Below are 23,491 nucleotides of genomic sequence, written 5' to 3'. Positions count from 1 at the left end.
TTCGCAATCAGGTGGCGGAGGGGATCAAAACCCATCTATCCCGGCTCCGCGTAATGTTTCAGCCAAGGCTTGTACCTGCGGGTCGCGAAAAAAAGCGCTGAGTTGCGCCGCGCGTCCCGGGCCGATGCCATCTGAGGCCAGCCAGGCTTGAGTGTCTTTGGCGACCAGCGTCTGCCAGTCTCCTTCCAGGTTGTTGCGCGCCGCCGGCGGCACGCCCAAGGCCTTGAGCCATAGTGAAAAAGGGCGTTGCCGGGCGCTTTGAATACTGTCGAGCACCCGCGCACGGGTACGTTCGCCTAAGCCCTCAATGGTAGCAAGCTCGGCCGCATCAAGTGTCAACCAATCGAGAAAGCCTGCGATTAGACCGGCCTGGATCAATACGTTCCAGGTTTCGCGCCCCATGTGGGGCAAGGCCAGGCCGTGTTTACCGCTCAGCCAGGTGAGGCGGGCGAGCAGTTGGTCTTCGCAGCCAGGGTCCAGTTGCCAGCAGCTCAAGGCATGAAAGTCTTGAGGGTCGGGTACCTGCATGTCCACGCGTGTCTCGTTGCGCAGGATCACCTTGTCCAGTCGCGGTATGACCTGGCCCGCCAGGCTGATCGACACATGATCGCCAGGGCGGATATCCAGGGTTTGCCAGCGTTTCAGGGAGCCGACGCTCACTCGGCTGATCTGCCGATCATCCAGCCGTACGGGCTCCAATTCGAGAATAGGTGTAATACGCCCGGTACGTCCGACCCTGAACGCGACCTTGCGCACCAGGGCCAGTGCCTTGATAGCCGGGTATTTCCAGGCAACCGACCAGTAGGGCGCACTGGCTTGCCAGCGCTCGGCGGGCGCTCGCGCACCCTGGTGCAGCACCACGCCGTCGCTGGCGAAGGGTAGTGGTGCGTTGTACCAATGCGTGCGCCAATGCGCAGCTTCGCTGATGGTGCCCACGGGTTGGCTGTACTGTTGGCTATCGGTGAAGCCCCAGCGCGCCAAGGTGGCCAGGTGTTCGGTGAAATCCGTCGGGCCGTCGGGCCACGCCCAGATGAACAGGCCGATCCCGGCAGCCTCGGCATCGCTCAACTGACGACGGTTCATCAGGCCAGCCACTTTGCTGCGCGCATTGAGCCCGCCCTTGAGCGATTGCACATGGTGGTTGAGGCGCCAATAGAGTTCGCCTTGCAGCACCACATCAACGGCGTCGGGCAACTGTTGGACAATGCCGGGGATCTTGGCGGCGGAGGCTGACCAATCGTGGCCCAGCAGGCCGTCGCCCCGACTGATGAGCTGATGCAAGCGGCCCTGGCGATACACCAGTGTCACCGCAACGCCATCGACCTTGGGTTGGACCCAGACATCCTGTCGAGTGCTGAGCCAGTCACTGACGGCGGGCTCGCTCGGCAGCTTTTGCAGGCCCGTGTGCGCAACCGGGTGAGGTAAGGTACCGCGCGCACTGGCCAGCGGGTTATCAGGCTTGGGTGTCTGCTCGCGGGTGCACTCCTGCCAATGCGCCAGGCGTCTGCGGGCTTGGTCGTAGAGCTCATCGCTGATCAGGGCTTGGCCCTGTCGATGGTAGCTGTCGTCCCACTGCTGGATTTGCCCGGACAGGGTTTCCAGCTGTGAGTGAACGTCATCGGGGCAGGTTTCGGCCCAGGCCCAGGCTGGTACGGCGCTTATGAGAACAGCCAGTAATACGTGCATCGTGAGCATCCTTGCTCGAAAAGGGGGCCCAGCCTAAGTGATCCACGCGCCCACAAAAAAGCCCCGACCGAGCGGGGCTTTTTACCGGGTATTTCTGTTTACTTGAACAGGCCGCCCAAGGCCTTCACAGCATCATTGTTTTCCGTCTTGGCCTGCTGCTTTTGCTGCTTGGCGTCTACTTTTGCCTGGCTGTCGGCGAGTTTGTTGCAAGCTTTGTTGACCTGCTCCAGCGCAGCCTCATACGCCCGCACTTTCAGCAGATCGTTCTTGGCATTGGCCGCGTCGATCTTGGCTTGCAGGTCTTTGGGTTGCTGCTGGCAGTCGCCGGCATTGCCGCCACCGAGCTGGGCACTCAGGGCGCCGCTCAAAGCGTTCAGGTCAGCGGCCTGGGCCGACAGGGTGAACAGGCTGAGCAGAAGGGCGGCAGGGGCGAGCGTGGAAATGCGCATGAAAACCTCAATGTTCGATTGCCTGCGCGCTTATCCATCCCGGGCGGGCGCAGTGCAATATCCAAATAAGGTGAAGGGCCCGAGAGGGCGCGGATTCTAGTGGGCCATCATTTGGCCTGCAAGCCTTGGATCCAAAAAAGCCCGAAGTGGTCCTGCAGGCAACAAAAAGCCCCGCCAGGCAGACCTGGCGGGGCTCTATTTGCCGCGAACGATTACAGGCCGGCGGCGGTACGCAGGTCGTTGGCGCGGTCGGTTTTTTCCCAGGTGAAGGTGCTGAAGGTGTCATCACCCACAGTCTTCTGCGCAGGGGTGCGGCCGAAGTGGCCGTAGGCTGCGGTTTCCTGGTACATCGGGTGCAGCAGGTCGAGCATGGTGGTGATTGCGTAAGGGCGCAGGTCGAAGATCTCACGCACCAGCTTGACGATCTTGTCATCGCTGATCTTGCCGGTGCCGAAGGTGTTCAGCGAGATCGACGTAGGCTGGGCCACGCCAATGGCGTAGGAAACCTGGATTTCGCAGCGCTCGGCCAGGCCGGCAGCCACGATGTTCTTGGCCACATAACGACCGGCGTAAGCCGCAGAGCGGTCAACCTTGGAAGGGTCCTTGCCGGAGAATGCACCACCGCCGTGACGGGCCATGCCGCCGTAGCTGTCGACGATGATCTTGCGGCCGGTCAGGCCGCAGTCGCCCACGGGGCCACCGATGATGAACTGGCCGGTCGGGTTGATGTGGAACTGGGTGTCCTTGGTCAGCAGTTCGGCAGGCAACACATGCTTGACGATCAGTTCCATCACGCCTTCACGCAGGTCGGCGTAGGACACGTCCGGGTTGTGCTGGGTCGACAGTACGACGGCGTCGATGCCCACGACTTTGCCGCCTTCGTAGCGGCAGGTCACCTGGGACTTGGCGTCAGGGCGCAGCCATGGCAGTACGCCGGATTTACGCGCCTCGGCCTGGCGTTGTACCAGCTGGTGCGAAAAGGTGATCGGCGCGGGCATCAGTACGTCGGTTTCGTTGCTGGCGTAGCCGAACATCAGGCCCTGGTCGCCGGCGCCCTGGTCTTCAGGCTTGGCCCGGTCAACGCCCTGGTTGATGTCCGGGGACTGCTTGCCGATGATGTTCATCACGCCGCAGGTTGCGCCGTCAAAGCCGACGTCGGAGCTGTTGTAGCCAATGTCGGTGATCACGTCACGCACGATCTGCTCCAGGTCGACCCAGGCAGTGGTGGTAACTTCGCCGGCGATGATCGCCACGCCCGTTTTCACCAGCGTCTCGCACGCCACACGGGCGAACTTGTCTTCAGCGATGATAGCGTCCAGCACCGCGTCAGAAATCTGGTCGGCGATTTTGTCCGGATGCCCTTCAGACACGGACTCGGAGGTGAAAAGGGAGTATTCGCTCATCTCGATGTTTTCCTGATATTTACCGATGGTGAGTGTCGCCAGCCGGTCGCTGAAAATGGCGGACCTGAATCTGGAAACCATTACGTAAACCTACATAGAGGCTTTCCCCGGGAACGAGTCCCGCAGCGGTGGCCCAACGGGCCAGATCGTCCTGTTCAAAACCCAGCCAGAGATCACCGCAGGCCTCCTTGGCCCAATTCTGGTTGTGGCTGCATAAATCCGTAACCAGCAGGCTACCGCCGGGGTGCAGCAACCCGGCCATTTGCTTGAGAGCTTCTGCCGGTGCGGCGAAATGGTGCAAGACCATGTTCAGCACCACGCAATCGGCTCGCAGGCCGGTGTCACTCAGGGCGTCGGCCAACTGTAGGCGCACATTGCCCAAGGCTTCGCGCTCACAGAGTTGGCGCGCCAGTTCAAGCATCGCCGGGCTGTTATCCAGCGCGGTGACCTGCTCGAAGCGACGCGCCAGTTCGGGCAGGAAACCGCCGTCGCCAGGGCCGACTTCCAAGGCCGTGGCCTCTTCACTGAAGCTCAGCTTGTCCAGCAGCGCCAGTACGCTTTCGCGGTACTGGGCCAAGCCGGCGATCAGATCCTGCTGGGCGCGAAACTTATCGGCCACCCGTGAGAAAAAATCCTGGCTGGCGGCGGCGCGTTGCCCGTGCACCTGGCCGATACGCGATTGCACATCGCCGGGCAGGCACAAGTTATCCACTTCTTCGAGCAGGGCAGCGTGCAATTTGCCGCCAAGCAGTTCGGTATGGGGCAGTGCACGCCGGTAGAAAATCGCATTGCCTTCGCGACGGGTGGCCACCAGGTCGGCCTGGGCCAGCACCTTCAAATGGTGGCTCATGCCGGACTGGCCGATGGCAAAGATCTGCGCCAGCTCCAGTACCCCGAAAGAATCGTTGGCCAGTGCGCGCAGTACGTTCAAGCGCAACGGATCGCCAGCGGCCTTGCACAAGGCAGCCAGTTCATCGCCGTCGTCAGGACGCAGGGAGGGCACGGGTAGGTTCATAAGGCCAGCAGTCTAGTGACGGGTGTAGATCCTCGCAAGGCCAATATCAAAAAGTTTTGATATTGAACGATAAGTGGCGGTTATAAGCCGTCGCTATAACCTTTAGACGAACCGGTTAAAGGTTTCTGCAAGGGATTGATGCCCAAAGCACAGGAAAAACGCCCTCAAGTGACTATCTGTCATTGCCCGCAGGCGGTGGCTGAGGGAAAATGCCGGTCCTTTTTTCCGTTTCTTTTCAGCAAACTCCAGGAGATCAGCGATGCCCAGCCGTCGTGAGCGTGCCAACGCCATTCGTGCCCTCAGCATGGATGCCGTGCAAAAAGCCAACAGCGGCCATCCCGGTGCCCCGATGGGCATGGCGGATATCGCCGAGGTACTTTGGCGTGACTACCTGAAACACAACCCGAGCAACCCGTCGTTCGCCGACCGTGACCGCTTCGTGCTGTCCAACGGCCACGGCTCGATGCTGATTTATTCGCTGCTGCACCTGACCGGCTACGATGTCACCATCGACGACCTCAAGAGCTTCCGTCAGCTGCACAGCCGCACCCCGGGCCACCCGGAATTCGGCTACACCCCGGGCGTTGAGACCACCACCGGTCCCCTGGGCCAAGGCCTGGCCAATGCGGTTGGTTTCGCCCTGGCGGAAAAAGTCCTGGGCGCGCAGTTCAACCGCCCTGGCCACGACATCGTTGACCACCACACCTATGTATTCCTGGGTGATGGCTGCATGATGGAAGGCATTTCCCATGAAGTCGCCTCCCTGGCCGGTACCCTGGGCCTGGGCAAGCTGATTGCCTTCTACGATGACAACGGCATCTCCATCGACGGCGAAGTCGAAGGCTGGTTCACCGACGACACGCCCAAGCGTTTCGAAGCCTACAACTGGCAAGTGATCCGCAACGTCGACGGCCACGATCCGGAAGAGATCAAGACGGCCATCGACACCGCTCGCAAGAGCGCGCAACCAACCCTGATCTGCTGCAAGACCACCATCGGTTTCGGCTCGCCGAACAAGCAAGGTAAAGAAGACTGCCACGGCGCCCCACTGGGTGACGCGGAAATCGCCCTGACCCGCGAAGCGCTGAAGTGGAACCACGGCCCGTTCGAAATCCCGGCCGACATCTACGCCGAATGGGATGCCAAGGAAAAAGGCCTGGCGGCTGAATCCGAGTGGGACCAGCGTTTCGCTGCGTACTCCGCCGAATTCCCTGAATTGGCCAACGAGCTGGTACGCCGCCTGGCCGGTGACCTGCCTGCCGACTTCTCGGAAAAGGCCTCGGCCTACATCGCTGAAGTCGCGGCCAAGGGCGAGACCATCGCCAGCCGTAAAGCCAGCCAGAACACCCTGAACGCCTTTGGCCCGTTGCTGCCTGAGTTCCTCGGCGGTTCGGCTGACCTGGCCGGTTCCAACCTGACCCTGTGGAAGGGTTGCAAAGGTGTCTCGGCCGAAGACGCCAGCGGCAACTACATGTACTACGGCGTGCGCGAGTTCGGCATGAGCGCCATCATGAACGGCGTGTCCCTGCACGGCGGCCTGGTGCCATACGGCGCGACCTTCCTGATGTTCATGGAATACGCACGTAACGCCGTACGTATGGCGGCGCTGATGAAGAAGCGCGTGATCCACGTCTACACCCACGACTCCATCGGCCTGGGCGAAGACGGCCCGACGCACCAGCCGGTCGAGCAACTGACCAGCCTGCGCACTACGCCGAACCTGGATTGCTGGCGCCCGGCCGACGCCGTGGAATCCGCCGTGGCCTGGAAGCACGCCATCGAGCGCAAGGACGGCCCTTCGGCGCTGATCTTCTCGCGTCAGAACCTGCAGCACCAGGTGCGTACCGACGCGCAGATCGCCGACATCAGCCGTGGCGGTTATGTGCTCAAGGACTGCATCGGCGAGCCGGAGCTGATCCTGATCTCCACCGGTTCCGAAGTGGGCCTGACCGTTCAGGCGTACGACAAGCTGACCGAGCAAGGCCGCAACGTTCGCGTTGTATCCATGCCGTGCACCAGCGTGTTCGAAGCCCAGGACGCCGGTTACAAGCAATCGGTGTTGCCGTTGCAGGTCAGTGCGCGTATCGCCATCGAGGCGGCTCACGCCGACTACTGGTACAAGTACGTGGGCCTGGAAGGCCGTGTGATCGGCATGACCACCTACGGTGAGTCGGCACCGGCGCCAGCGTTGTTCGAAGAATTCGGTTTCACCCTGGAAAACATCCTGGGTCAGGCTGAAGAGTTGCTGGAAGACTAAGTCAGTCTGCGTTGTCTGTACTGGCGCCATCGCGGGCAAGCCCGCTCCCACATTTGGATCACGGTCCACTGTGGGAGCGGGCTTGCCCGCGATGGCGCCAGTACATTCATCACTGAACTAACCTTGATCGAGAACCCCATGCCCCAACCGCGTCCCTACAAAGTTGCACTCAACGGCTACGGCCGCATTGGTCGTTGCGTCTTGCGTGCTCTGTTCGAGCGAGGGGCGGCGGCCGGGTTTGAAATTGTCGCGATCAATGATTTGGCCGACATGGCCAGCATCGAATACCTGACACGCTTTGACTCCACCCACGGCCGCTTCCCTGGCGAAGTGCGGGTTGAAGGCGATTGTCTGCATATCAATGGCAACTGCGTGCAAGTGTTGCGCAGTGCCACCCCCGAAGGCATCGACTGGAAAGCACTGGGCGTCGACCTGGTGCTGGAATGCTCCGGTGTTTATCACACCCGTGCCGATGGCCAGCGTTTTCTCGACGCCGGCGCCCCGCGTGTGCTGTTTTCCCAGCCGATGGCCAGCGAGGCGGATGTCGACGCGACCATCGTCTACGGCATCAACCAGGATTGCCTGACCGGCGATGAGCTGCTGGTGTCCAACGCGTCATGTACCACCAACTGCAGCGTGCCGTTGTTACGCCTGCTGGACCAGGCGATCGGCCTGGATTACGTGTCGATCACCACGATTCACTCGGCGATGAACGACCAGCCGGTCATCGACGCCTATCACCACGAAGACCTGCGCCGCACGCGTTCGGCGTTTCAGTCAGTGATTCCGGTGTCCACCGGCCTGGCGCGCGGCATCGAGCGACTGCTGCCGGAACTTGCCGGGCGAATCCAGGCCAAAGCCGTACGGGTGCCGACGGTGAATGTGTCTTGCCTGGATATCACCATGCAAACCGTCAGTGACACTGACGCGGCCGAGGTCAACCGAATCCTGCGCGACGCCGCCACCAGCGGCCCGCTCAAAGGTCTGCTGGCCTACACCGAGTTGCCCCACGCCAGTTGCGATTTCAACCATGACCCGCATTCGGCGATTGTCGATGCCAGCCAGACCCGCGTTTCCGGCCCCAGGCTGGTGAACATCCTGGCCTGGTTCGACAACGAATGGGGCTTTGCCAACCGCATGCTGGATGTTGCCGAACACTATCTGCACATCGCTTCTAAACAACCTCAACAGTAATTCAGGAACTGCGACCCATGACCGTGTTGAAGATGACCGACCTCGATCTGCAAGGTAAGCGCGTACTGATCCGCGAAGACCTCAACGTCCCCGTCAAGGACGGTGTTGTCACCAGCGATGCGCGAATCCTGGCCTCGCTGCCGACCATCAAGCTGGCCCTGGAAAAAGGCGCGGCCGTGATGGTCTGCTCCCACCTGGGTCGCCCGACCGAAGGTGAGTTCTCCGCCGAAAACAGCCTCAAGCCGGTCGCCGAATACCTGAGCAAGGCCCTGGGCCGTGACGTGCCATTGGTCGCAGACTACCTGGGCGGCGTGGACGTGAAAGCCGGCGATATCGTGTTGTTCGAAAACGTGCGCTTCAACAAGGGCGAGAAAAAGAACAGCGACGAACTGGCCCAGCAATACGCCGCCCTGTGCGACGTGTTTGTGATGGACGCGTTCGGCACCGCCCACCGCGCCGAAGGTTCGACCCACGGCGTGGCCAAGTTCGCCAAGGTCGCCGCGGCAGGCCCGTTGTTGGCTGCCGAGCTGGATGCGCTGGGCAAGGCCCTGGGCGCTCCGGCCCAACCGATGGCGGCCATTGTTGCCGGCTCCAAGGTATCCACCAAGCTGGACGTGCTCAACAGCCTGAGCCAGATCTGCAACCAACTGATCGTCGGCGGCGGCATTGCCAATACCTTCCTGGCCGCTGCCGGCCACCCGGTGGGCAAATCCCTGTACGAGCCAGACCTGCTCGACACCGCCCGCGCCATCGCTGCAAAGGTCAGCGTGCCGTTGCCGGTGGACGTGGTGGTTGCCAAGGAATTCGCGGAAAGCGCCGCGGCGACCGTCAAGCTTATCGCTGACGTGGCCGACGACGACATGATCCTGGACATCGGCCCGCAAACGGCAGCCAACTTCGCCGAGCTGCTCAAGGCATCCCAGACTATCCTGTGGAATGGCCCGGTGGGCGTATTCGAGTTCGACCAATTTGGCAACGGCACCAAAGTGCTGGCTAACGCGATCGCTGAAAGCTCGGCGTTCTCCATCGCTGGCGGTGGCGATACCCTGGCGGCTATCGATAAATACGGTGTGGCTGATCAGATCTCCTACATTTCTACCGGTGGCGGCGCTTTCCTCGAGTTCGTCGAGGGCAAGGTGTTGCCCGCTGTGGAAGTGCTGGAAACCCGAGCCAAAGGTTAAGGCTCGCGTGATCAGGAAAAGGAGCGTTCCCATGATCAAGTCGTTGGCACTGGTGATCGCAGTGGGCCTGTTGGCCGGCTGCGGCAGCACACCCAGCGCGGCGCCCGAGGCGGATAACGCCAAGGCACCGTTGAGAAAAAGCTGTTACCAGGCTGACTGGCAAGCCGAGACCATGCCGGTGATCAACAAGCGCATCGGCAACGAACGGTTGGAGAAATACGACTCCGCGCCCAACGGTCAGGAACAGGGTTGCCCATGACGGGTCTGATCCACTAACCGATAGCAACGGCGGCCCCAGGTCGCCCTGCGAGGATTGGCAATGAAAGGCGTTTTCGCCCTGGCAGCCCTGGCCCTGTTGGCCGGCTGCAGCAGCATGAACCTGTTCGACAAGGCAGAGCCAGCCGACAAATGGACCACCTGGACCTGCGACAGCAAGGCCGAGGTCAACTGGCGCTTTGCCAACCAGGCCCGCTCCGAAGTGGATGTACGCCTCGGCGGTTCGGACCAGGTTTACCGTCTCAAGCAAGAGGTAGCCGCCTCCGGCGTGCTGTACAGCGACGACCAGTTGGCGTTTCACACCAAAGGTGAGGAAGGCCTGGTGTACTGGGTAGCGACGGATGATTTGATTGGGCGCGGCTGCAAAGCCAACTGAACCCAGCAGCAATAACGATTCAGCAGCTCAAGCTCAACCCCTTGATCTGCAATAACTTGAATAGCAGCCGCCGCTACGGCAGGCTTGCACGATTAACGACCCTCGACCGGGAGAGACAACACAATGGCACTTATCAGCATGCGTCAAATGCTGGACCACGCAGCCGAGTTCGGCTACGGCGTCCCAGCCTTTAACGTCAACAACCTTGAGCAGATGCGCGCCATCATGGAAGCCGCTGACAAGACCGACTCTCCAGTGATCGTCCAGGCTTCGGCCGGTGCGCGCAAATACGCTGGCGCCCCGTTCCTGCGTCACCTGATCCTCGCCGCCATCGAAGAATTCCCGCACATCCCGGTGTGCATGCACCAGGACCACGGCACCAGCCCTGACGTGTGCCAGCGCTCGATCCAACTGGGCTTCAGCTCGGTGATGATGGACGGTTCCCTCGGCGAAGACGGCAAAACCCCAACCGACTACGAATACAACGTACGCGTCACCCAACAAACCGTGGCCATGGCGCACGCCTGCGGCGTTTCGGTTGAAGGCGAGCTGGGCTGCCTGGGTTCGCTTGAAACTGGCATGGCCGGCGAAGAAGACGGCATCGGCGCCGAAGGCGTGCTGGACCATAGCCAGATGCTGACCGACCCGGAAGAAGCCGCCGACTTCGTCAAGAAGACCCAGGTCGACGCCCTGGCTATCGCCATCGGCACCAGCCACGGCGCCTACAAGTTCACCAAGCCACCTACTGGCGACGTGCTGGCCATCGACCGCATCAAGGAAATCCATAAGCGCATCCCTAACACCCACCTGGTGATGCACGGTTCTTCCTCGGTACCGCAAGAGTGGCTGGCGATCATCAACCAGTACGGCGGCGACATCAAAGAAACCTACGGCGTACCGGTTGAAGAAATTGTCGAAGGCATCAAGTACGGCGTGCGCAAGGTCAACATCGACACCGACCTGCGCCTGGCATCCACCGGTGCGATGCGTCGCCTGATGGCGACCAACCCGAGCGAGTTCGACCCACGTAAATTCTTCGGCGCCACTGTGACGGCGATGCGTGATGTGTGTATTGCGCGTTATGAAGCCTTTGGTACTGCGGGTAATGCTTCGAAGATCAAGCCGATCTCGTTGGAAGCGATGTACCAGCGGTATTTGAAAGGTGAGTTGAACGCTAAGGTGAACTGAGCCTCAAGTGTTAATAAAAGCCCGCAGCGATGCGGGCTTTTTTATGGACACCATTTAATCAACTTGCAGATGAAGCGCCGAAACCACGGTGTTCTTTGGCTTGTCGCAACGGTGCTGTAGCATCCACCCCGGACCTTGAGCCGACGCACGGTCAATGTGGGAGCCGGGCTTGCCCGCGATGGCAGTGTGTCAGGCGCCGAGGATATTGGCTGATACGCCGCTATCGCGGGCAAGCCCGGCTCCCACAGGGTTCAACGGTGTGTTTAAGACTTTGGGTTTATCTGGGAAAAATCCTGTGTCTCACGGGACGATTCACTCGTGATCAATATCCAATTTCGCAAACGTCACCCGCGCACCCTCATTGGTGTCGCCCGTATTGTCCTGCACATACACCCCCGCCTTGAAGTACAACGGCTTGTCGCCCCAGGCCGCGCCAATCCGTTCATTCCACTCACTGTCAGCGGCATACACGCTCAGCAGCCCGGCTTTGTTGAGGTTGATCACGTAGGTGAAGCTCTTCTGCAGTGGCACATTGGAGGCGACGATGATCACCTGGCTTTCGGCCTCGTCCGGGCGCATGCGCACTTTGGCGACGATGTTGCCGGTCTGGGTTTTCTCCTTGAATTGGTACTCCAGCTTGATCAACGGTTTCTGGCTGTCGTAGGCGTGGATCTGGCCGATCACGATCTTGCCGGAGGAGGGCACCTGGTTGACGGTGAGGGTGGCGCGCAGGAAGTTGTCGGCCTCGGGGTAGGTCCAGTTACGCAGGCGGCCGTCGGCGTAGGTTTCGCGCAGTTCGCTGCGTGGGTAGATGGCGTTTTCGGTGCGCGAGCCCGTCACAGGTGTCCAGAACTGCACGTCGCTGCCTTCGGCCTGGAAGTATTGATCGTTGAAGCCGCTCAGCAGCCTTGGCGTTTCAATGGTCGTGGGTGGGGAGCCGACCGGAATGCTCAGGTTCCAGGTGGAAAGGTCGATCATGGTGTTGGCCTTTTTACAGAGGGTGTAGGCATTGGCCCAAAGGGCCTTCCAGGTTCTTTATAGGCGGTGCGGGTGAGATTGTTAAACAATTGCTGGCAATTTATTGGCGTCAGCTAAATGTCAAAAAGCCATGTTGCCCGTGAACCGCGGGCTACAGGGCCTTACCGTTAGTCGGCTTCCTGGCCTTTGGCACAATGAGGGCACCCACGTCACTTCTGCTTTTTTGGCCGCGCGGCTAGAGTGAGCCCTCAGTGTTTATCCGGCCTTGGTAGCAAAAGTGACCGGTGCAGCTCCCTAAGGAAGAGACGTAGCATGGATGGCGCTCCACAACACGACGATGCAATTTCGGTTCTGTTGGTGGTCGATGACTACCCGGAAAACCTCGTCAGCATGCGTGCGCTGTTGCAGCGTGACGACTGGCGGGTAATAACCGCCGCGTCTGGCCTGGAAGCCTTGGAGTTACTGCTGGCCCACGAGGTCGACCTGGTGCTGCTGGACGTGCGCATGCCGGGCATGGACGGTTTCGAGGTGGCGCGCCTGATGCGTGGCAGCCAGCGTACGCGCATGACGCCGATTATCTTTCTGACGGCCACCGCCCATTCGCCCGACGCGGTGCTGGAAGGCTACGCCAGTGGGGCGATCGACTACCTGTTCAAGCCCTTTGACTCGCACATCCTCAAGCCCAAGGTGCAGGCGTTGCTCGAACACCAGCGCAATCGCCGTGCCTTGCAGCGCCTGAGCCATGACCTGGAATTGGCCCGCGCTTTTAATGCCTCGGTGCTGGATAACGCCGCCGAGGGCATTCTGGTGGTGAGCGAAAACAGTGTGATCGAGTATGCCAACCCGGCCATTTCCCGGCTGTTGAATGCAACGATGGCTGAGTTGCAGGGCGAAAGTTTCCTCAGTTTCCTGCAAAAGCCCCATGTGCCAGCCTGGTTGGGCTTTCCCATGTACGAGGCGTATCGCAGGGGCGAGACGTGGCGCCAACACGATGCCATTTTGCGCACCGGTCGGGGCCAGCAGGTGCCGGTAGCGTTGTCCTGCGCGCCTTTGCCTGCGGAGCAGAGGGCAATGGTGGTGACGGTGCTGGACATGTCTGAAGTGCGTCACCTGCATCAGCAACTGGAATTCCAGGCCGTGACCGACCCGCTGACCGGGCTGCTGAACCGGCGCGGTTTCCATCAGGCGATGGAGAATACGTTGCTGCGCAGCGAACGTAGCGAGCAGGCGCTGGTATTGCTGTACCTGGACCTGGATGGTTTCAAGCGGGTCAACGATACGCTGGGCCATGACGCCGGGGATCGCGTGCTGCGTTGGGTTTCGGAGCAGATGCAAGCATGCCTGCGTTCCTACGACATTCTCGGGCGCATGGGCGGGGATGAATTCACCGCGTTGCTGGAGCTGGAGTTTCCCGAGCAGGCCGCGAAGATCGCGGAAAAGCTCATCGAGCGGGTATCGGTGTGCCAGCAGGTCGATGGTCTGGAGGTGATGCTTGGGGTCAGTATTGGCATCGCGACGTTCCCGGATTGCGGCTCGGACTTGAGCGGCCTGCTACGGGCCGCGGACATTGCCATGTACGAAGCCAAGCGCGCCGGCCGTCAGCAGTATCGTTACTACGACCAGGAAATGAACGGCCGCGCCCGCTCGCGGTTGATGCTGGAAGACAGTGTACGTACCGCCATCGCCAACAAGGATTTCACCTTGGTGTACCAGCCTCAGGTCTGTCTGGAAGACGGGCGTTTGCGCGGCGTCGAAGCGCTGTTGCGCTGGCAGCATCCCAGCGTCGGCGATGTGCCGCCGGGCCTGTTCTTGCCACTGCTGGAAGAGGCGCGGTTGATCAACCAGTTGAGTGCCTGGATCTACCAGCAAGTCGCCGCCCAGCGCCAGGCCTGGCAAGCCACCTTCGACCCCGAACTGGTGTTGAGCGTGAGCCTGAGCAGCAGCCAGTTCAACATGCCCAACCTGGCCAACCAACTGCAGCAGATGCTGGAGCGACATGGGTTACAGGCGCGACAACTGGAGGTGGAAATCGGCGAAGACTGCTTGATGAGCAATCTCGCCGAGTCCACCAAGCAACTCCAGTTACTGCGCCGGATCGGGGTGCGGATTGCCTTGGACGATTTTGGCTGCGGCCAGTGCTCCCTGACCCATTTGCGCGACTTGGCGTTCGACACCCTCAAGCTCGACCCTCAACTGGTGGCGCGCCTGCCTGGCTCGGTGCGGGATGCGGCGATGGCGCGCAGCATCATCCAACTGTGTGAGCATTTTGGTGTGCTGGTGATCGCCGAAGGCGTGGAGACCCTTGAGCAAACCCAGTGGCTCAAGGCCAATGGCTGCGCCCATATCCAGGGGCCGTGGGCTGCGCTGCCGTTGATGGCCGAGGACGTTGCCGGCTGGTCGTACCCTCGCGCGCTTTGAATTCGCTACACTGGCGCCCGTCCCAATTGCGTTGCAGAGCCCATGACCGCGTTGAAATACCTCCAGGCATACCCCGCCGCGCTCCAGGAGCAAGTGCGCCAACTGATCGCCAAGGACCAGTTAGGGGCTTACCTGGACCAGCGTTACCCCGAACGCCATGCGGTGCAGAGCGACAAGGCCCTGTACGCCTATGCCCTGGCCTTGAAGCAGGAGCACCTGCGTAACGCGCCGTCTATCGACAAAGTGCTGTTCGACAACCGCCTGGACCTGACCCATCGTGCCTTGGGTTTACACACCACGATTTCCCGGGTGCAGGGCGGTAATCTCAAATCCAAGAAAGAGATCCGCATCGCTTCGCTGTTCAAGGAGGCGGCCCCGGAGTTTCTGCGCATGATCGTGGTGCACGAGCTGGCGCACTTCAAGGAATCGGACCACAACAAGGCGTTCTATAAACTCTGCCAATACATGATGCCGGGCTACCATCAGGTGGAATTCGACCTGCGTATATACCTCACCTGGCGCGATTTGCAGGGCAAGCCCTAACCCCAAGGCGACTGACCATGGATGTGAGCAAGACCAAAAGCAGCTTCTACCGCCGCCTGTACGTGGCGTACTTGATCGACAGCCAACTGGCCAGCAGCGTCCCGGCGTTGACCGAGGCCACCGGCATGCCTCGGCGTACCGCCCAGGACACCATTGCGGCGTTGGCCGACCTGGATATTGTGTGTGAGTTCGAGCAGGAGGACGGTGCGCGCCACCATGCCGGGCGCTATCGGATTCGGGACTGGGGGGCGATTGATCGGGGGTGGATCGAGGCTAATCTGGCGTCGATCAAGCAGGTGTTGGGCTATCCCTGAAGGTCGGCTTAGGCAGGACTGACGCTATCGCGGGCAAGCCCGGCTCCCACAGTCCAATGTGGGAGCTGGCTTGCCTGCGATGGCGCCCTCAGATGCGCCGCATACCAATATGTGGAATATCATCTTCCAGGTATTCCTCACCCGCCACCACAAACCCATACCGCCCGTAGTACCCCTGCAAGTGCGCCTGGGCCGAGAGAAAAATCGGCGTTTGCGGCCAGATATCCTCAATACGCTCAAGCGCCTCCTCCATCATTTGATGCCCCAGCCCGGTGCCCCGTGCCGCTGGCGAAACGATGACGCGACCAATCACCACATCGCCGCCCTGGGATTCCGGGTCCAGCAGGCGCAGGTAAGCCAATAGCTCATTATCTTGCCAGGCCATCAGGTGATGGGTGTCACCCGCCAGGTCCTGCCCGTCGATGTCCTGATACGCGCATTTCTGCTCGACGACGAATACCTCGCTGCGCAAACGCAGGACGGCATACAGCTGGTCCTTGCCCAAGTCGTCGTGATGTTTGCAAATCCAATCAACCGTCATGATGTGTGCTCTTGTAAAGACGTGCCTGGATAGTAAGCGCGGCGGGCGCTGCTGTCTAAAATTGGCAAATGTGTGAATGGCGTCAATTTGCCATCATTGAGTGCGTGCGCTGCTGGCTGCTTTGTGTAATCTGCAATGCAGGCTCATTGATGAGCTACTGTTATCAGGCCACCGCCTGCCCGCCAAGGACTTTGAGCATGCCGAGATTGACTCGTGCCGTTGCTTTGATCGCAGTGCTGCTGCTGGCCCAGCCGGTGCTGGCACAGCGTCTGCGTCTGGTGGCGGATGGCTGGCCGCCCTTCACCGATGCCACCTTGATCAATGGCGGTTTGGCCACGGATATCGTCAGCACGGCCCTGGCCCGTGCGGGGTACGCCAGTGATTTTGAACAGGTGCCCTGGGCCCGTGCGCTCAAGGGCGTGGGCGATGGGCGCTACGATGTGCTGATCAACGCCTGGTACGACGAGGCCCGCACGCAGTTTGGCCAGTTTTCTGCTGAGTACCTGCTTAACCGTGTGCGCTTTCTCAAGCGCAGCGACGATGACATTGTTTATCACAGCCTGGCCCGACTGCACGACGAGACCATCGCCGTGGTACGCGGTTACGCTTACTCGGCGGCATTCGATCAAGACACCCAGCTACAGAAAGTACCCGTGCACAACTTCGCCATGGCGGTGCGCATGCTCGCTGCGCGGCGGGTGCGGTTGACGCTGGAAGACGAATACGTAGCGCGTTATTACCTGGCTCGGGAGTCGCCGCGGGTGCGCAATGCGGTGGCGTTTGTGGACAAGCCGTTGAGCGAGAACAGCCTGCACATTCTGGTCAGTTTGAAGAACCCCGAGCATGCGCAGATTGTCGCCAGCTTTGATCGGGAGATTGCCAGGATGAAGGCTGATGGCAGTTATGCGCGCTTGATGAAGGCGCATGGGATGTAGCGTGCTTGCGGGCCTCATCGCGGGCAAGCCGGGCTCCCACATTTTGCCCGCATTCTTATGTTGGAACTCGGTTAAATGTGGGAGCTGGCTTGCCTGCGATAGCGGTCTAAGCCGCACCGGTATCCTTGATCAGATGCGCCGCCAACGTACGCAACGGCCCCAACTGCCGGCAAATCAACGCCAACTGTGTCTGCACCAGCCGCTGCGCCTCATCAATCTCATCCGGCATTTGCTCCAGCTCTGCCGCCAACCCTTCCTCGGCATCACTCTGGATCGCAATCGGCTGTTTGTTGGCCAGGCCCGTGGCAATCTCATCGATGCTCGCCGCCAGGCTGTTGCCCGCGCCTTCGATCAAGTGCTCGCGCACGTCGGCCGGTAACTGAGTATCGCGGTGCGCACCCAACCCCGACAAATAGCTGAGCAAGGTGTGAGACAGCACCAGGAACCGAAAACCCACGTCGGCTTCCTTACGAAAGTGCCCCGGCTCCATCAGCATATTGGCCAGGGTGGTGGACAACGCGGCGTCGGCGTTGTGCGCGTTGCGGCGGGCCAGGCGGTAAGCCAGGTCGTCGCTCTTGCCGGCGGCGTATTGCTGCATGATCTGGCGCAGGTAGATGCTGTTGCAGGTCAGGGTGTTGGCCAGCACTTTGTTCAAGCGCCGGCCTTGCCAGTCCGGCAGGAACAGGAATACCGCCAGGCCAGCGATCAGGCTGCCGAGCAAGGTATCGAACAGGCGTGGCAGGAACAGCCCGTAGCCATCACCCACCTGGTTGAAGCAGAACAGCACCATCAGGGTGATCGCCGCCGTCGCCAGGGTGTAGCGGGTGGTGCGGTTGATAAAGAACACCAGGCCGGCGGCGATAGCGAACATCGACTGCACCACCGGGTTGGGGAACAGATCAAACAGCGCCCAGGCCACGGTGAGGCCGATGGCGGTGCCGATAATCCGCTGGCCGAGCTTGCGCCGGGTGGCGCCGTAGCTCGGTTGGCAGACGAACAGGGTGGTGAGGATGATCCAGTAACCCTGGGACGCGTGAATAGCGTGCAGGGTGGCGTAGCCGACGGTCAACGCCAGGGACAGGCGCAGGGCATGGCGAAACAGCAGCGAGGTGGGTGTGAGTTGGGTGCGCAGGCGCGTCCACATTTCCTTGAGGTTGCGCGGGGCACGGTCCAGCAGGTTACTGTCGGTGGCGTCCGCCAGGGCATCGGGGTTGCTGGCATCGCCCAGCAGGCGGTCGAGTGTGGACAGGTTGGCCGCCAAGGCGCGCAATGAACGCAGCAGGCCGCGCCAGGCCGGGTTGCTCTGGATGCGCAGGTGCTCCAGGGACGCGTTGAGGTCGCCCAGGGCTTGGGCGAAGCTGTCGTCATAGATGAACGGTTGGCGCAGTTGGATCGACTCGGCCAGGGTCTGGCAGGCCTTGCCTTGCTGGCGCAGCAAGCGCTGGCAGCGAAACAGCACATCGCTATGGAAGAAGGCTTCAGTGAGGGCGTTGTAGGGGTAGTGGGAGGAACTGGCGCGCTCGTGGATGTCCTGGGCCAGGAAGTACAGTTTCAGGTAGCGGCTGACCTTCGAGCCCGGTCGCCCATTGCCGACGCGGTGCAGGATGATTTCCTTCGCGGCATTCAGCGCAGCCACTACCCGGCCATTTTGCTGGGCCAACTCCAGGCGCCGCGCTTCCACGTCCAGCTGCCGGATCGGTTCGAACAACGATGACTTGAGCTTGAGGTAACGCCCCAGCTCGCGGAACAATCGCGCCAGGCTCTGCTGCACCGGCTGGTTGGAAAACAGCGCCTGCCACAGCACGGACAACACGCCGTACCAGGCGGCACCGGCCACCAGCAGCAGCGGCTCATGCCAGAAATCCGTGACGGCGCCACCGCGCTGGTCCACGCCGATCATGGTGTAGACCGACAGAATCAAGGTGGCCGAAGCAATCGCGCCATAGCGTTCGCCCAGTGCGCCGAGCATGGTCAGGCCGAAACTGGCCAGGGCCAGGGCGATGGCAAATATCCAGGGGTAAGGGAACAGCAGCTCCACCGACAGCGCGGCAATGCTGAAACACACCAGTGTCACCGCCAGCGCGTTGAGGCGGCCTTGCCAGCTGTCATCGGTCTCGGCCAGGGCGCTGGCGATAATCCCTAGGAACAGCGGGATCAGCAGCGTCATTTCATCCTGGTACCAACACAACGCCATGCTGCCGGTGAGGGCGATGAACACCCGTACGCTGTAGCTGAATTTATCCAGCGCCCACAGGCGCCGCATGGACTGCTTGAACGAGGTCGATGACATGAAGTCTGGAGTCTTCCGGGACGTTGTCGCTAAATTGAGCCAGTAATGACGCCACGGCAAGCGTAGCGATCACATCGGACAGCAAAATTTTCAGTATCACTGCAAAACCAATGTGGGAGCGGGCTTGCCTGCGATAACGATGTGGGATTCACCGCCGCTATCGCAGGCAAGCCAGCTCCCACAGGGGATTGCATCTCAAGGTGCACATCAGGCGTATTGCGCCGCCGCGTAGCCCGAGGCCCAGGCCCACTGGAAATTGAACCCGCCCAGGTGGCCGGTCACGTCCAGCACTTCGCCGATAAAGTACAGGCCGGGGCTTTTCAGCGATTCCATGGTCTTGGACGACACTTCCCGCGTATCCACCCCGCCCAATGTTACCTCGGCGGTGCGATAACCCTCGGTGCCGGCCGGTACCAGTTGCCAGCTCCCCAGCTTTTGCGCGATATCGGCAATTTCAGCGTGGGCGTACTGCTTCATCGGCTTGGATTCGAACCAGCTTTGGGCCAGCAGGTTGGCCATCTTCTTGGTGAAGATCTCACCCAACAGGGTTTTCAATTCGCTGTTGGGGTGTTCGGCCTGTTGCTGTTGCAGCCAGGCATGGGCGTCGTGGTCGGGCAGCAGGTTGATTTCTACCGTGTCGCCGGAGTGCCAATACGAGGAAATCTGCAAAATCGCCGGCCCGCTCAGGCCGCGATGGGTGAACAGGATGTTCTCGCGAAAGCTCTGGCCGTTGCAGCTCACCAGGCAGTCGACCGAGGTGCCGGACAACTCGCCGCACAACTCCTTGAGCTGGTCGGTGATGGTGAACGGCACCAGCCCGGCGCGGGTCGGCAGCAGTTCATGGCCGAATTGTTTGGCCACCTGGTAGCCGAAACCGGTGGCGCCCAGCGTCGGGATCGACAAGCCGCCAGTGGCGATCACCAGGGATTCACAGCGCAGCTCACCCAAGGTGGTTTGCAGTTGATAGCCGCTTTCGAGCTTGGCGATTGCCTCGATGGAGGTGTCCAGGTGCAGGCTCACGCCGGTCTGGATGCACTCGTCGAGCAGCATGCCGAGGATGTCGCTGGACTTGTTGTCGCAGAACAGTTGGCCGAGTTTCTTCTCGTGGTACGGTACGCCGTGTTTGGCCACCAGCCCGATGAAATCCCACTGGGTATAGCGGGCCAGGGCGGATTTGCAGAAGTGCGCGTTGTGCGAGAGGAAGTTGGCCGGCTCGGTGTACATGTTGGTGAAGTTGCAGCGGCCGCCACCGGACATCAGGATTTTCTTGCCGGCCTTGTTGGCGTGGTCGATCAACATCACCTTGCGCCCACGCCCGGCGGCGGTCAGCGCGCACATCAAGCCTGCGGCGCCGGCGCCAATGATCACAACTTCGGTCGAGCGCACAGCCATGTCCTCACAAAACTATTGATTTGAAATGCAATCAACACTGTGGGAGCTGGCTTGCCTGCGATGGCGGTAGTGGATTCACCGTCGCTATCGCAGGCAAGCCAGCTCCCACAGTGATTTGGTCCCTGCAGTCACTATGTTGTTACAGGATCCGCACGCGCAGCGAGCGGCCTTTGATCTTGCCGTCATTCAAACGCTGCAACGCCTGCTTGGCGATGCCGCGTTCCACGGCCACGAAGGCCTGGAAGTCAAAGATAGCGATCTTGCCGACCTGGGCACCCGGAATGCCGGCTTCACCGGTCAATGCACCGAGGATGTCGCCTGGGCGCACCTTGTCTTTACGCCCGGCGGCGATGCACAGGGTGCTCATCTGCGGCAGCAACGGGCCACCGCTTTGCGGCTTGAGGTTGTCCAGTTGGTCCCAGTTCAGCGGCGACTTCTGCAGTTGCTCGATGGCCTGGGCGCGGTGGGCTTCGGACGGCGCTACCAGGCTGATGGCGATGCCGGTCTCACCGGCACGGCCGGTACGGCCTACACGGTGGATGTGAATTTCCGAGTCGCGGGCCAGTTCGACGTTGATCACCATGTCCAGGGCGTCGATGTCCAGGCCTCGGGCGGCGACGTCGGTGGCCACCAGCACCGAGGTGCTGCGGTTGGCAAACATCGCCAGTACCTGGTCACGGTCGCGCTGTTCCAGGTCACCATGCAGGCCAACAGCGGAAATGCCTTTGGACGTCAGGTGGTCGACGGTTTCCTGCACTTGCTGCTTGGTGAAGCAGAACGCCACGCACGAAGCAGGGCGGAAGTGCGCCAGCACCTTGGTCACGGCGTCCATGCGTTCTTCCGGGGAGATCTCGTAGAAGCGCTGTTCGATCTGATCGTCGGAGTGGAACGCTTCGGCTTTCACTTGCTGAGGCGCACGCATGAACTTGGAGGCCAGTTGCTTGATGCTCACCGGGTAAGTGGCCGAGAACAGCAGGGTCTGGCGGCGCGGTGGGGTCTTGCTGATGATGTCTTCGATGGCGTCGTAGAAGCCCATGTCGAGCATGCGGTCGGCTTCGTCGAGGATCAGGGTGTTCAAGCCGTCCAGCACCAGCGAACCTTTACGCAGGTGCTGCTGGATGCGGCCCGGGGTGCCGACGATGACGTGGGCGCCGTGCTCCAGGGAGGCGATCTGTGGGCCGAGGGACACGCCGCCGCACAGGGTCAGTACCTTGATGTTGTCTTCGGCACGGGCCAGGCGACGGATTTCCTTGGCGACCTGGTCGGCCAGTTCGCGGGTCGGGCACATCACCAGCGCCTGGCACCCGAAGTAGCGCGGGTTGATCGGGTTCAGCAGGCCGATGCCGAATGCGGCAGTCTTGCCGCTGCCGGTCTTGGCCTGGGCAATGAGGTCCAGCCCTTTGAGGATCACCGGCAAGCTTTGCGCCTGGATCTGCGTCATCTCGACGTAACCCAGCGAGTCGAGGTTAGCCAGCATGGCGGCGGACAGGGGCAAAGTATTAAAAGCGGTGGCGATGGTAGTCACGGGACTGGCTCTGCAAAACAAAATGTCGCGCAGTGTACCAGCCTCGTGGGATTTTCCCCGCAAGTTCTCGACGAGACGCCCGTTAGTGCTCGATATCGTGCTCGCGGCTGACCACCCGTTTGCCGTCCTTGGGCGACAGCTGCAGGAAGATCGCCGCCGCCAGCATCGCCATGAGGCCCACGGTGAGGAAGGTCAGTTGGAAGGCGCCCAGCACGGTATTGACCCCGTCATTGCCGGCTTCGGCGGTAAAGCCGCCGAGCAATGCGCCGGCACAGGCCACGCCCAGGCTCAGGGACAATTGCGCCACCACCGACAGCAAGCTGTTACCACTGCTAGCCTGGGCGTCGTCGAGGTCGATCAGGGTGACGGTGTTCATGGCGGTAAATTGCAGGGAGTTGATGGCCCCCAGTACCGCCAGCATGGCCAACAGCAGCGGGTAGGGCGTTTGTTCGCTGACCAGGCCCATGCTCGCCAGCATCAGGCCCAGGGCCAGGGTGTTGCCGGTCAGGACGATGCGGTAGCCGAGGCGCTCGATAAGCGGGCGTGCGATGGACTTGGCGAACATCGCCGCCGCCGCCAGCGGCAACATGCTCATGCCGGCTTCCGACGGCGAATAGCCCAGCGCCACCTGCAGCAGCAGCGGTACCAGGAACGGCAATGCGCCGCTGCCCAGGCGCGCAAACAGATTGCCCAGAATCCCCACGGCAAAGGTGCGCGTCTTGAACAGCACCGGCGAGAACAGCGGGTTATCGATATGCCCGGCGCGCAGCCAGTACGCCGCCAGGCAGGCGAACCCGCCGAACAGCAGCAATATCACGCGCAGATGCGGCAGGTGCAGTTCGCCCAGGCCTTCCATGGCGATGGTGATCAGCACCATCGCCGCGCCGAACAGCAGAAAGCCCAGGCCGTCGAAGCGCGTGCGCTCGCTGCCGCGCAGGTCGGGGATGAATTTCCACACGGCGTAGCAGCCGATCATGCCCACCGGCAGGTTGATCAGGAAGATCCAGTGCCAGGTCAGGTATTGCACCATCCAGCCGCCCATTGTCGGGCCAAGCAAGGGGCCAAGCAGGCCGGGAATGGTGATGAAGCCCATGATCCGCACCAGCTCGGAGCGCGGATAAGCCCGCAGTACCACCAGCCGTCCGACCGGCAGCATCAGCGCACCGCCCAGGCCCTGGATCACCCGTGCGCCCACCAGCATGCTCAAGCTACTGGACAGCGCACACAGCAGCGACCCGATGCTGAACAGCATGATCGCACCAAAGAAAATCTTCTTGGTGCCAAAGCGGTCAGCGATCCAGCCCGACGCCGGAATCAGCAAGGCAACGGTGAGCATGTAGGCGATCACCACGCCTTGCATGCGCAGCGGGTTTTCCGCGAGGTCCTGCGCCATGGCCGGTAGCGCGGTGTTGAGAATCGTCCCGTCCAGCGACTGCATGAAGAAGGCAATCGCTACCACCCAGGGGAGCCAGCGGGCGGTCTTGGCATCGAGAGGGGCACGATTCGGCATGGGATCCCTTTTAATTAGCA

The 23,491-nt window shown here is 61.2% G+C and carries 20 protein-coding genes; 10 read left to right on the top strand and 10 right to left on the bottom strand.

The genetic code is table 11. The features are described from left to right. Positions 1-24 precede the first annotated feature (24 nt). The 4 genes from ligB to JJD66_RS07935 all read right to left on the bottom strand — a co-directional run bounded on the left by ligB (position 25) and on the right by JJD66_RS07935 (position 4,553). Positions 25-1,686 (bottom strand): NAD-dependent DNA ligase LigB, encoded by a 1,662-nt coding sequence (ligB, locus tag JJD66_RS07950; RefSeq protein ID WP_200647920.1) that lies wholly within the window; start codon positions 1,684-1,686, stop codon positions 25-27. A 98-nt stretch (positions 1,687-1,784) separates the two neighbouring features. Further along, positions 1,785-2,135 carry a DUF1090 family protein gene (locus JJD66_RS07945; protein ID WP_200647919.1) on the bottom strand — a complete coding sequence of 117 codons (351 nt, stop codon included), beginning with the start codon at positions 2,133-2,135 and terminating at the stop codon, positions 1,785-1,787. 212 nt (positions 2,136-2,347) lie between these two features. Beyond that, entirely contained in the window at positions 2,348-3,538 is a 1,191-nt protein-coding gene (gene metK / locus JJD66_RS07940) for a methionine adenosyltransferase (RefSeq protein ID WP_003194964.1), read from the bottom strand. Positions 3,539-3,557: 19 nt separating this feature from the next. Continuing rightward, entirely contained in the window at positions 3,558-4,553 is a 996-nt protein-coding gene (locus tag JJD66_RS07935) for an ArsR/SmtB family transcription factor (protein ID WP_054899040.1), read from the bottom strand. A gap of 259 nt (positions 4,554-4,812) precedes the next feature. Between JJD66_RS07935 and tkt the strand changes: the two genes are divergently transcribed. The 6 genes from tkt to fba all read left to right on the top strand — a co-directional run bounded on the left by tkt (position 4,813) and on the right by fba (position 11,025). Beyond that, positions 4,813-6,810 (top strand): transketolase, encoded by a 1,998-nt coding sequence (tkt, locus tag JJD66_RS07930; protein ID WP_019817446.1) that lies wholly within the window; start codon positions 4,813-4,815, stop codon positions 6,808-6,810. Positions 6,811-6,948: 138 nt separating this feature from the next. Then, complete coding sequence (epd, locus tag JJD66_RS07925) at positions 6,949-8,004, top strand: erythrose-4-phosphate dehydrogenase (RefSeq protein ID WP_003194958.1); 1,056 nt, start codon at positions 6,949-6,951, stop codon at positions 8,002-8,004. 17 nt (positions 8,005-8,021) lie between these two features. After that, positions 8,022-9,185 carry a phosphoglycerate kinase gene (locus JJD66_RS07920; protein WP_096143752.1) on the top strand — a complete coding sequence of 388 codons (1,164 nt, stop codon included), beginning with the start codon at positions 8,022-8,024 and terminating at the stop codon, positions 9,183-9,185. A 31-nt stretch (positions 9,186-9,216) separates the two neighbouring features. Further along, entirely contained in the window at positions 9,217-9,444 is a 228-nt protein-coding gene (locus JJD66_RS07915; RefSeq protein ID WP_200647918.1) for a hypothetical protein, read from the top strand. 60 nt (positions 9,445-9,504) lie between these two features. Continuing rightward, complete coding sequence (locus tag JJD66_RS07910; RefSeq protein ID WP_105228813.1) at positions 9,505-9,837, top strand: MliC family protein; 333 nt, start codon at positions 9,505-9,507, stop codon at positions 9,835-9,837. Positions 9,838-9,960: 123 nt separating this feature from the next. Further along, complete coding sequence (fba, locus tag JJD66_RS07905; RefSeq protein WP_003177554.1) at positions 9,961-11,025, top strand: class II fructose-bisphosphate aldolase; 1,065 nt, start codon at positions 9,961-9,963, stop codon at positions 11,023-11,025. Positions 11,026-11,337: 312 nt separating this feature from the next. Here the strand turns inward: fba and JJD66_RS07900 are convergent, their stop codons facing one another. Next, positions 11,338-12,003, bottom strand: coding sequence for a polysaccharide lyase family 7 protein (locus tag JJD66_RS07900; protein ID WP_003194947.1), 666 nt, complete (start codon positions 12,001-12,003; stop codon positions 11,338-11,340). Positions 12,004-12,315: 312 nt separating this feature from the next. Between JJD66_RS07900 and JJD66_RS07895 the strand changes: the two genes are divergently transcribed. Genes JJD66_RS07895 through JJD66_RS07885 form a run of 3 tightly spaced genes read left to right on the top strand, consistent with a single transcriptional unit; the run spans position 12,316 to position 15,278 of the window. Next, positions 12,316-14,421 carry a putative bifunctional diguanylate cyclase/phosphodiesterase gene (locus JJD66_RS07895; RefSeq protein WP_200647917.1) on the top strand — a complete coding sequence of 702 codons (2,106 nt, stop codon included), beginning with the start codon at positions 12,316-12,318 and terminating at the stop codon, positions 14,419-14,421. 42 nt (positions 14,422-14,463) lie between these two features. Continuing rightward, entirely contained in the window at positions 14,464-14,964 is a 501-nt protein-coding gene (locus JJD66_RS07890; RefSeq protein ID WP_200647916.1) for a M48 metallopeptidase family protein, read from the top strand. A gap of 17 nt (positions 14,965-14,981) precedes the next feature. Beyond that, complete coding sequence (locus JJD66_RS07885) at positions 14,982-15,278, top strand: winged helix-turn-helix domain-containing protein (protein ID WP_014720272.1); 297 nt, start codon at positions 14,982-14,984, stop codon at positions 15,276-15,278. Positions 15,279-15,366: 88 nt separating this feature from the next. On the opposite strand, the gene JJD66_RS07880 is transcribed toward JJD66_RS07885, so the two are convergent. Beyond that, positions 15,367-15,819 carry a GNAT family N-acetyltransferase gene (locus JJD66_RS07880; RefSeq protein WP_105228809.1) on the bottom strand — a complete coding sequence of 151 codons (453 nt, stop codon included), beginning with the start codon at positions 15,817-15,819 and terminating at the stop codon, positions 15,367-15,369. 197 nt (positions 15,820-16,016) lie between these two features. Between JJD66_RS07880 and JJD66_RS07875 the strand changes: the two genes are divergently transcribed. After that, positions 16,017-16,754, top strand: a complete 738-nt coding sequence (locus tag JJD66_RS07875) for a substrate-binding periplasmic protein (protein ID WP_198714437.1) — start codon at positions 16,017-16,019, stop codon at positions 16,752-16,754. A gap of 106 nt (positions 16,755-16,860) precedes the next feature. Here the strand turns inward: JJD66_RS07875 and yccS are convergent, their stop codons facing one another. From yccS to mdtD, 4 genes are all read right to left on the bottom strand, one after another. Next, positions 16,861-19,044, bottom strand: a complete 2,184-nt coding sequence (gene yccS / locus JJD66_RS07870) for a YccS family putative transporter (protein WP_200647915.1) — start codon at positions 19,042-19,044, stop codon at positions 16,861-16,863. 207 nt (positions 19,045-19,251) lie between these two features. After that, the gene (locus tag JJD66_RS07865) at positions 19,252-20,430 is read right to left on the bottom strand and encodes an NAD(P)/FAD-dependent oxidoreductase (protein WP_200647914.1); all 1,179 of its coding nucleotides are present in this window, start codon (positions 20,428-20,430) and stop codon (positions 19,252-19,254) included. A 145-nt stretch (positions 20,431-20,575) separates the two neighbouring features. Then, on the bottom strand, positions 20,576-21,913 hold the full coding sequence (gene dbpA / locus JJD66_RS07860; protein WP_229999345.1) for an ATP-dependent RNA helicase DbpA: 1,338 nt from the start codon (positions 21,911-21,913) through the stop codon (positions 20,576-20,578). Positions 21,914-22,043: 130 nt separating this feature from the next. Continuing rightward, the gene (gene mdtD / locus JJD66_RS07855; protein ID WP_034128900.1) at positions 22,044-23,471 is read right to left on the bottom strand and encodes a multidrug transporter subunit MdtD; all 1,428 of its coding nucleotides are present in this window, start codon (positions 23,469-23,471) and stop codon (positions 22,044-22,046) included. Positions 23,472-23,491 lie beyond the last annotated feature (20 nt).

Source organism: Pseudomonas sp. MF6751, from assembly GCF_016613265.1.
GTDB classification, from domain to species: domain Bacteria; phylum Pseudomonadota; class Gammaproteobacteria; order Pseudomonadales; family Pseudomonadaceae; genus Aquipseudomonas; species Aquipseudomonas fluorescens_BV.
Note: the sequence above shows the minus strand (reverse complement) of the source record. Positions and strands in the feature narration are given on the sequence as shown.

What these genes read in the sequence shown, in the direction of transcription:
- tkt (WP_019817446.1), top strand. Translation starts at nt 4,813, where the DNA reads ATGCCCAGCCGTCGTGAGCGTGCCAACGCCATTCGTGCCCTCAGCATG.
- mdtD (WP_034128900.1), bottom strand. Translation starts at nt 23,471, where the DNA reads ATGCCGAATCGTGCCCCTCTCGATGCCAAGACCGCCCGCTGGCTCCCC.
- ligB (WP_200647920.1), bottom strand. Translation starts at nt 1,686, where the DNA reads ATGCACGTATTACTGGCTGTTCTCATAAGCGCCGTACCAGCCTGGGCC.
- metK (WP_003194964.1), bottom strand. Translation starts at nt 3,538, where the DNA reads ATGAGCGAATACTCCCTTTTCACCTCCGAGTCCGTGTCTGAAGGGCAT.
- JJD66_RS07935 (WP_054899040.1), bottom strand. Translation starts at nt 4,553, where the DNA reads ATGAACCTACCCGTGCCCTCCCTGCGTCCTGACGACGGCGATGAACTG.
- yccS (WP_200647915.1), bottom strand. Translation starts at nt 19,044, where the DNA reads ATGTCATCGACCTCGTTCAAGCAGTCCATGCGGCGCCTGTGGGCGCTG.
- JJD66_RS07890 (WP_200647916.1), top strand. Translation starts at nt 14,464, where the DNA reads ATGACCGCGTTGAAATACCTCCAGGCATACCCCGCCGCGCTCCAGGAG.
- JJD66_RS07910 (WP_105228813.1), top strand. Translation starts at nt 9,505, where the DNA reads ATGAAAGGCGTTTTCGCCCTGGCAGCCCTGGCCCTGTTGGCCGGCTGC.
- JJD66_RS07900 (WP_003194947.1), bottom strand. Translation starts at nt 12,003, where the DNA reads ATGATCGACCTTTCCACCTGGAACCTGAGCATTCCGGTCGGCTCCCCA.
- JJD66_RS07920 (WP_096143752.1), top strand. Translation starts at nt 8,022, where the DNA reads ATGACCGTGTTGAAGATGACCGACCTCGATCTGCAAGGTAAGCGCGTA.
- JJD66_RS07945 (WP_200647919.1), bottom strand. Translation starts at nt 2,135, where the DNA reads ATGCGCATTTCCACGCTCGCCCCTGCCGCCCTTCTGCTCAGCCTGTTC.
- JJD66_RS07895 (WP_200647917.1), top strand. Translation starts at nt 12,316, where the DNA reads ATGGATGGCGCTCCACAACACGACGATGCAATTTCGGTTCTGTTGGTG.
- JJD66_RS07880 (WP_105228809.1), bottom strand. Translation starts at nt 15,819, where the DNA reads ATGACGGTTGATTGGATTTGCAAACATCACGACGACTTGGGCAAGGAC.
- JJD66_RS07915 (WP_200647918.1), top strand. Translation starts at nt 9,217, where the DNA reads ATGATCAAGTCGTTGGCACTGGTGATCGCAGTGGGCCTGTTGGCCGGC.
- JJD66_RS07875 (WP_198714437.1), top strand. Translation starts at nt 16,017, where the DNA reads ATGCCGAGATTGACTCGTGCCGTTGCTTTGATCGCAGTGCTGCTGCTG.
- dbpA (WP_229999345.1), bottom strand. Translation starts at nt 21,913, where the DNA reads ATGCTGGCTAACCTCGACTCGCTGGGTTACGTCGAGATGACGCAGATC.
- JJD66_RS07885 (WP_014720272.1), top strand. Translation starts at nt 14,982, where the DNA reads ATGGATGTGAGCAAGACCAAAAGCAGCTTCTACCGCCGCCTGTACGTG.
- fba (WP_003177554.1), top strand. Translation starts at nt 9,961, where the DNA reads ATGGCACTTATCAGCATGCGTCAAATGCTGGACCACGCAGCCGAGTTC.
- epd (WP_003194958.1), top strand. Translation starts at nt 6,949, where the DNA reads ATGCCCCAACCGCGTCCCTACAAAGTTGCACTCAACGGCTACGGCCGC.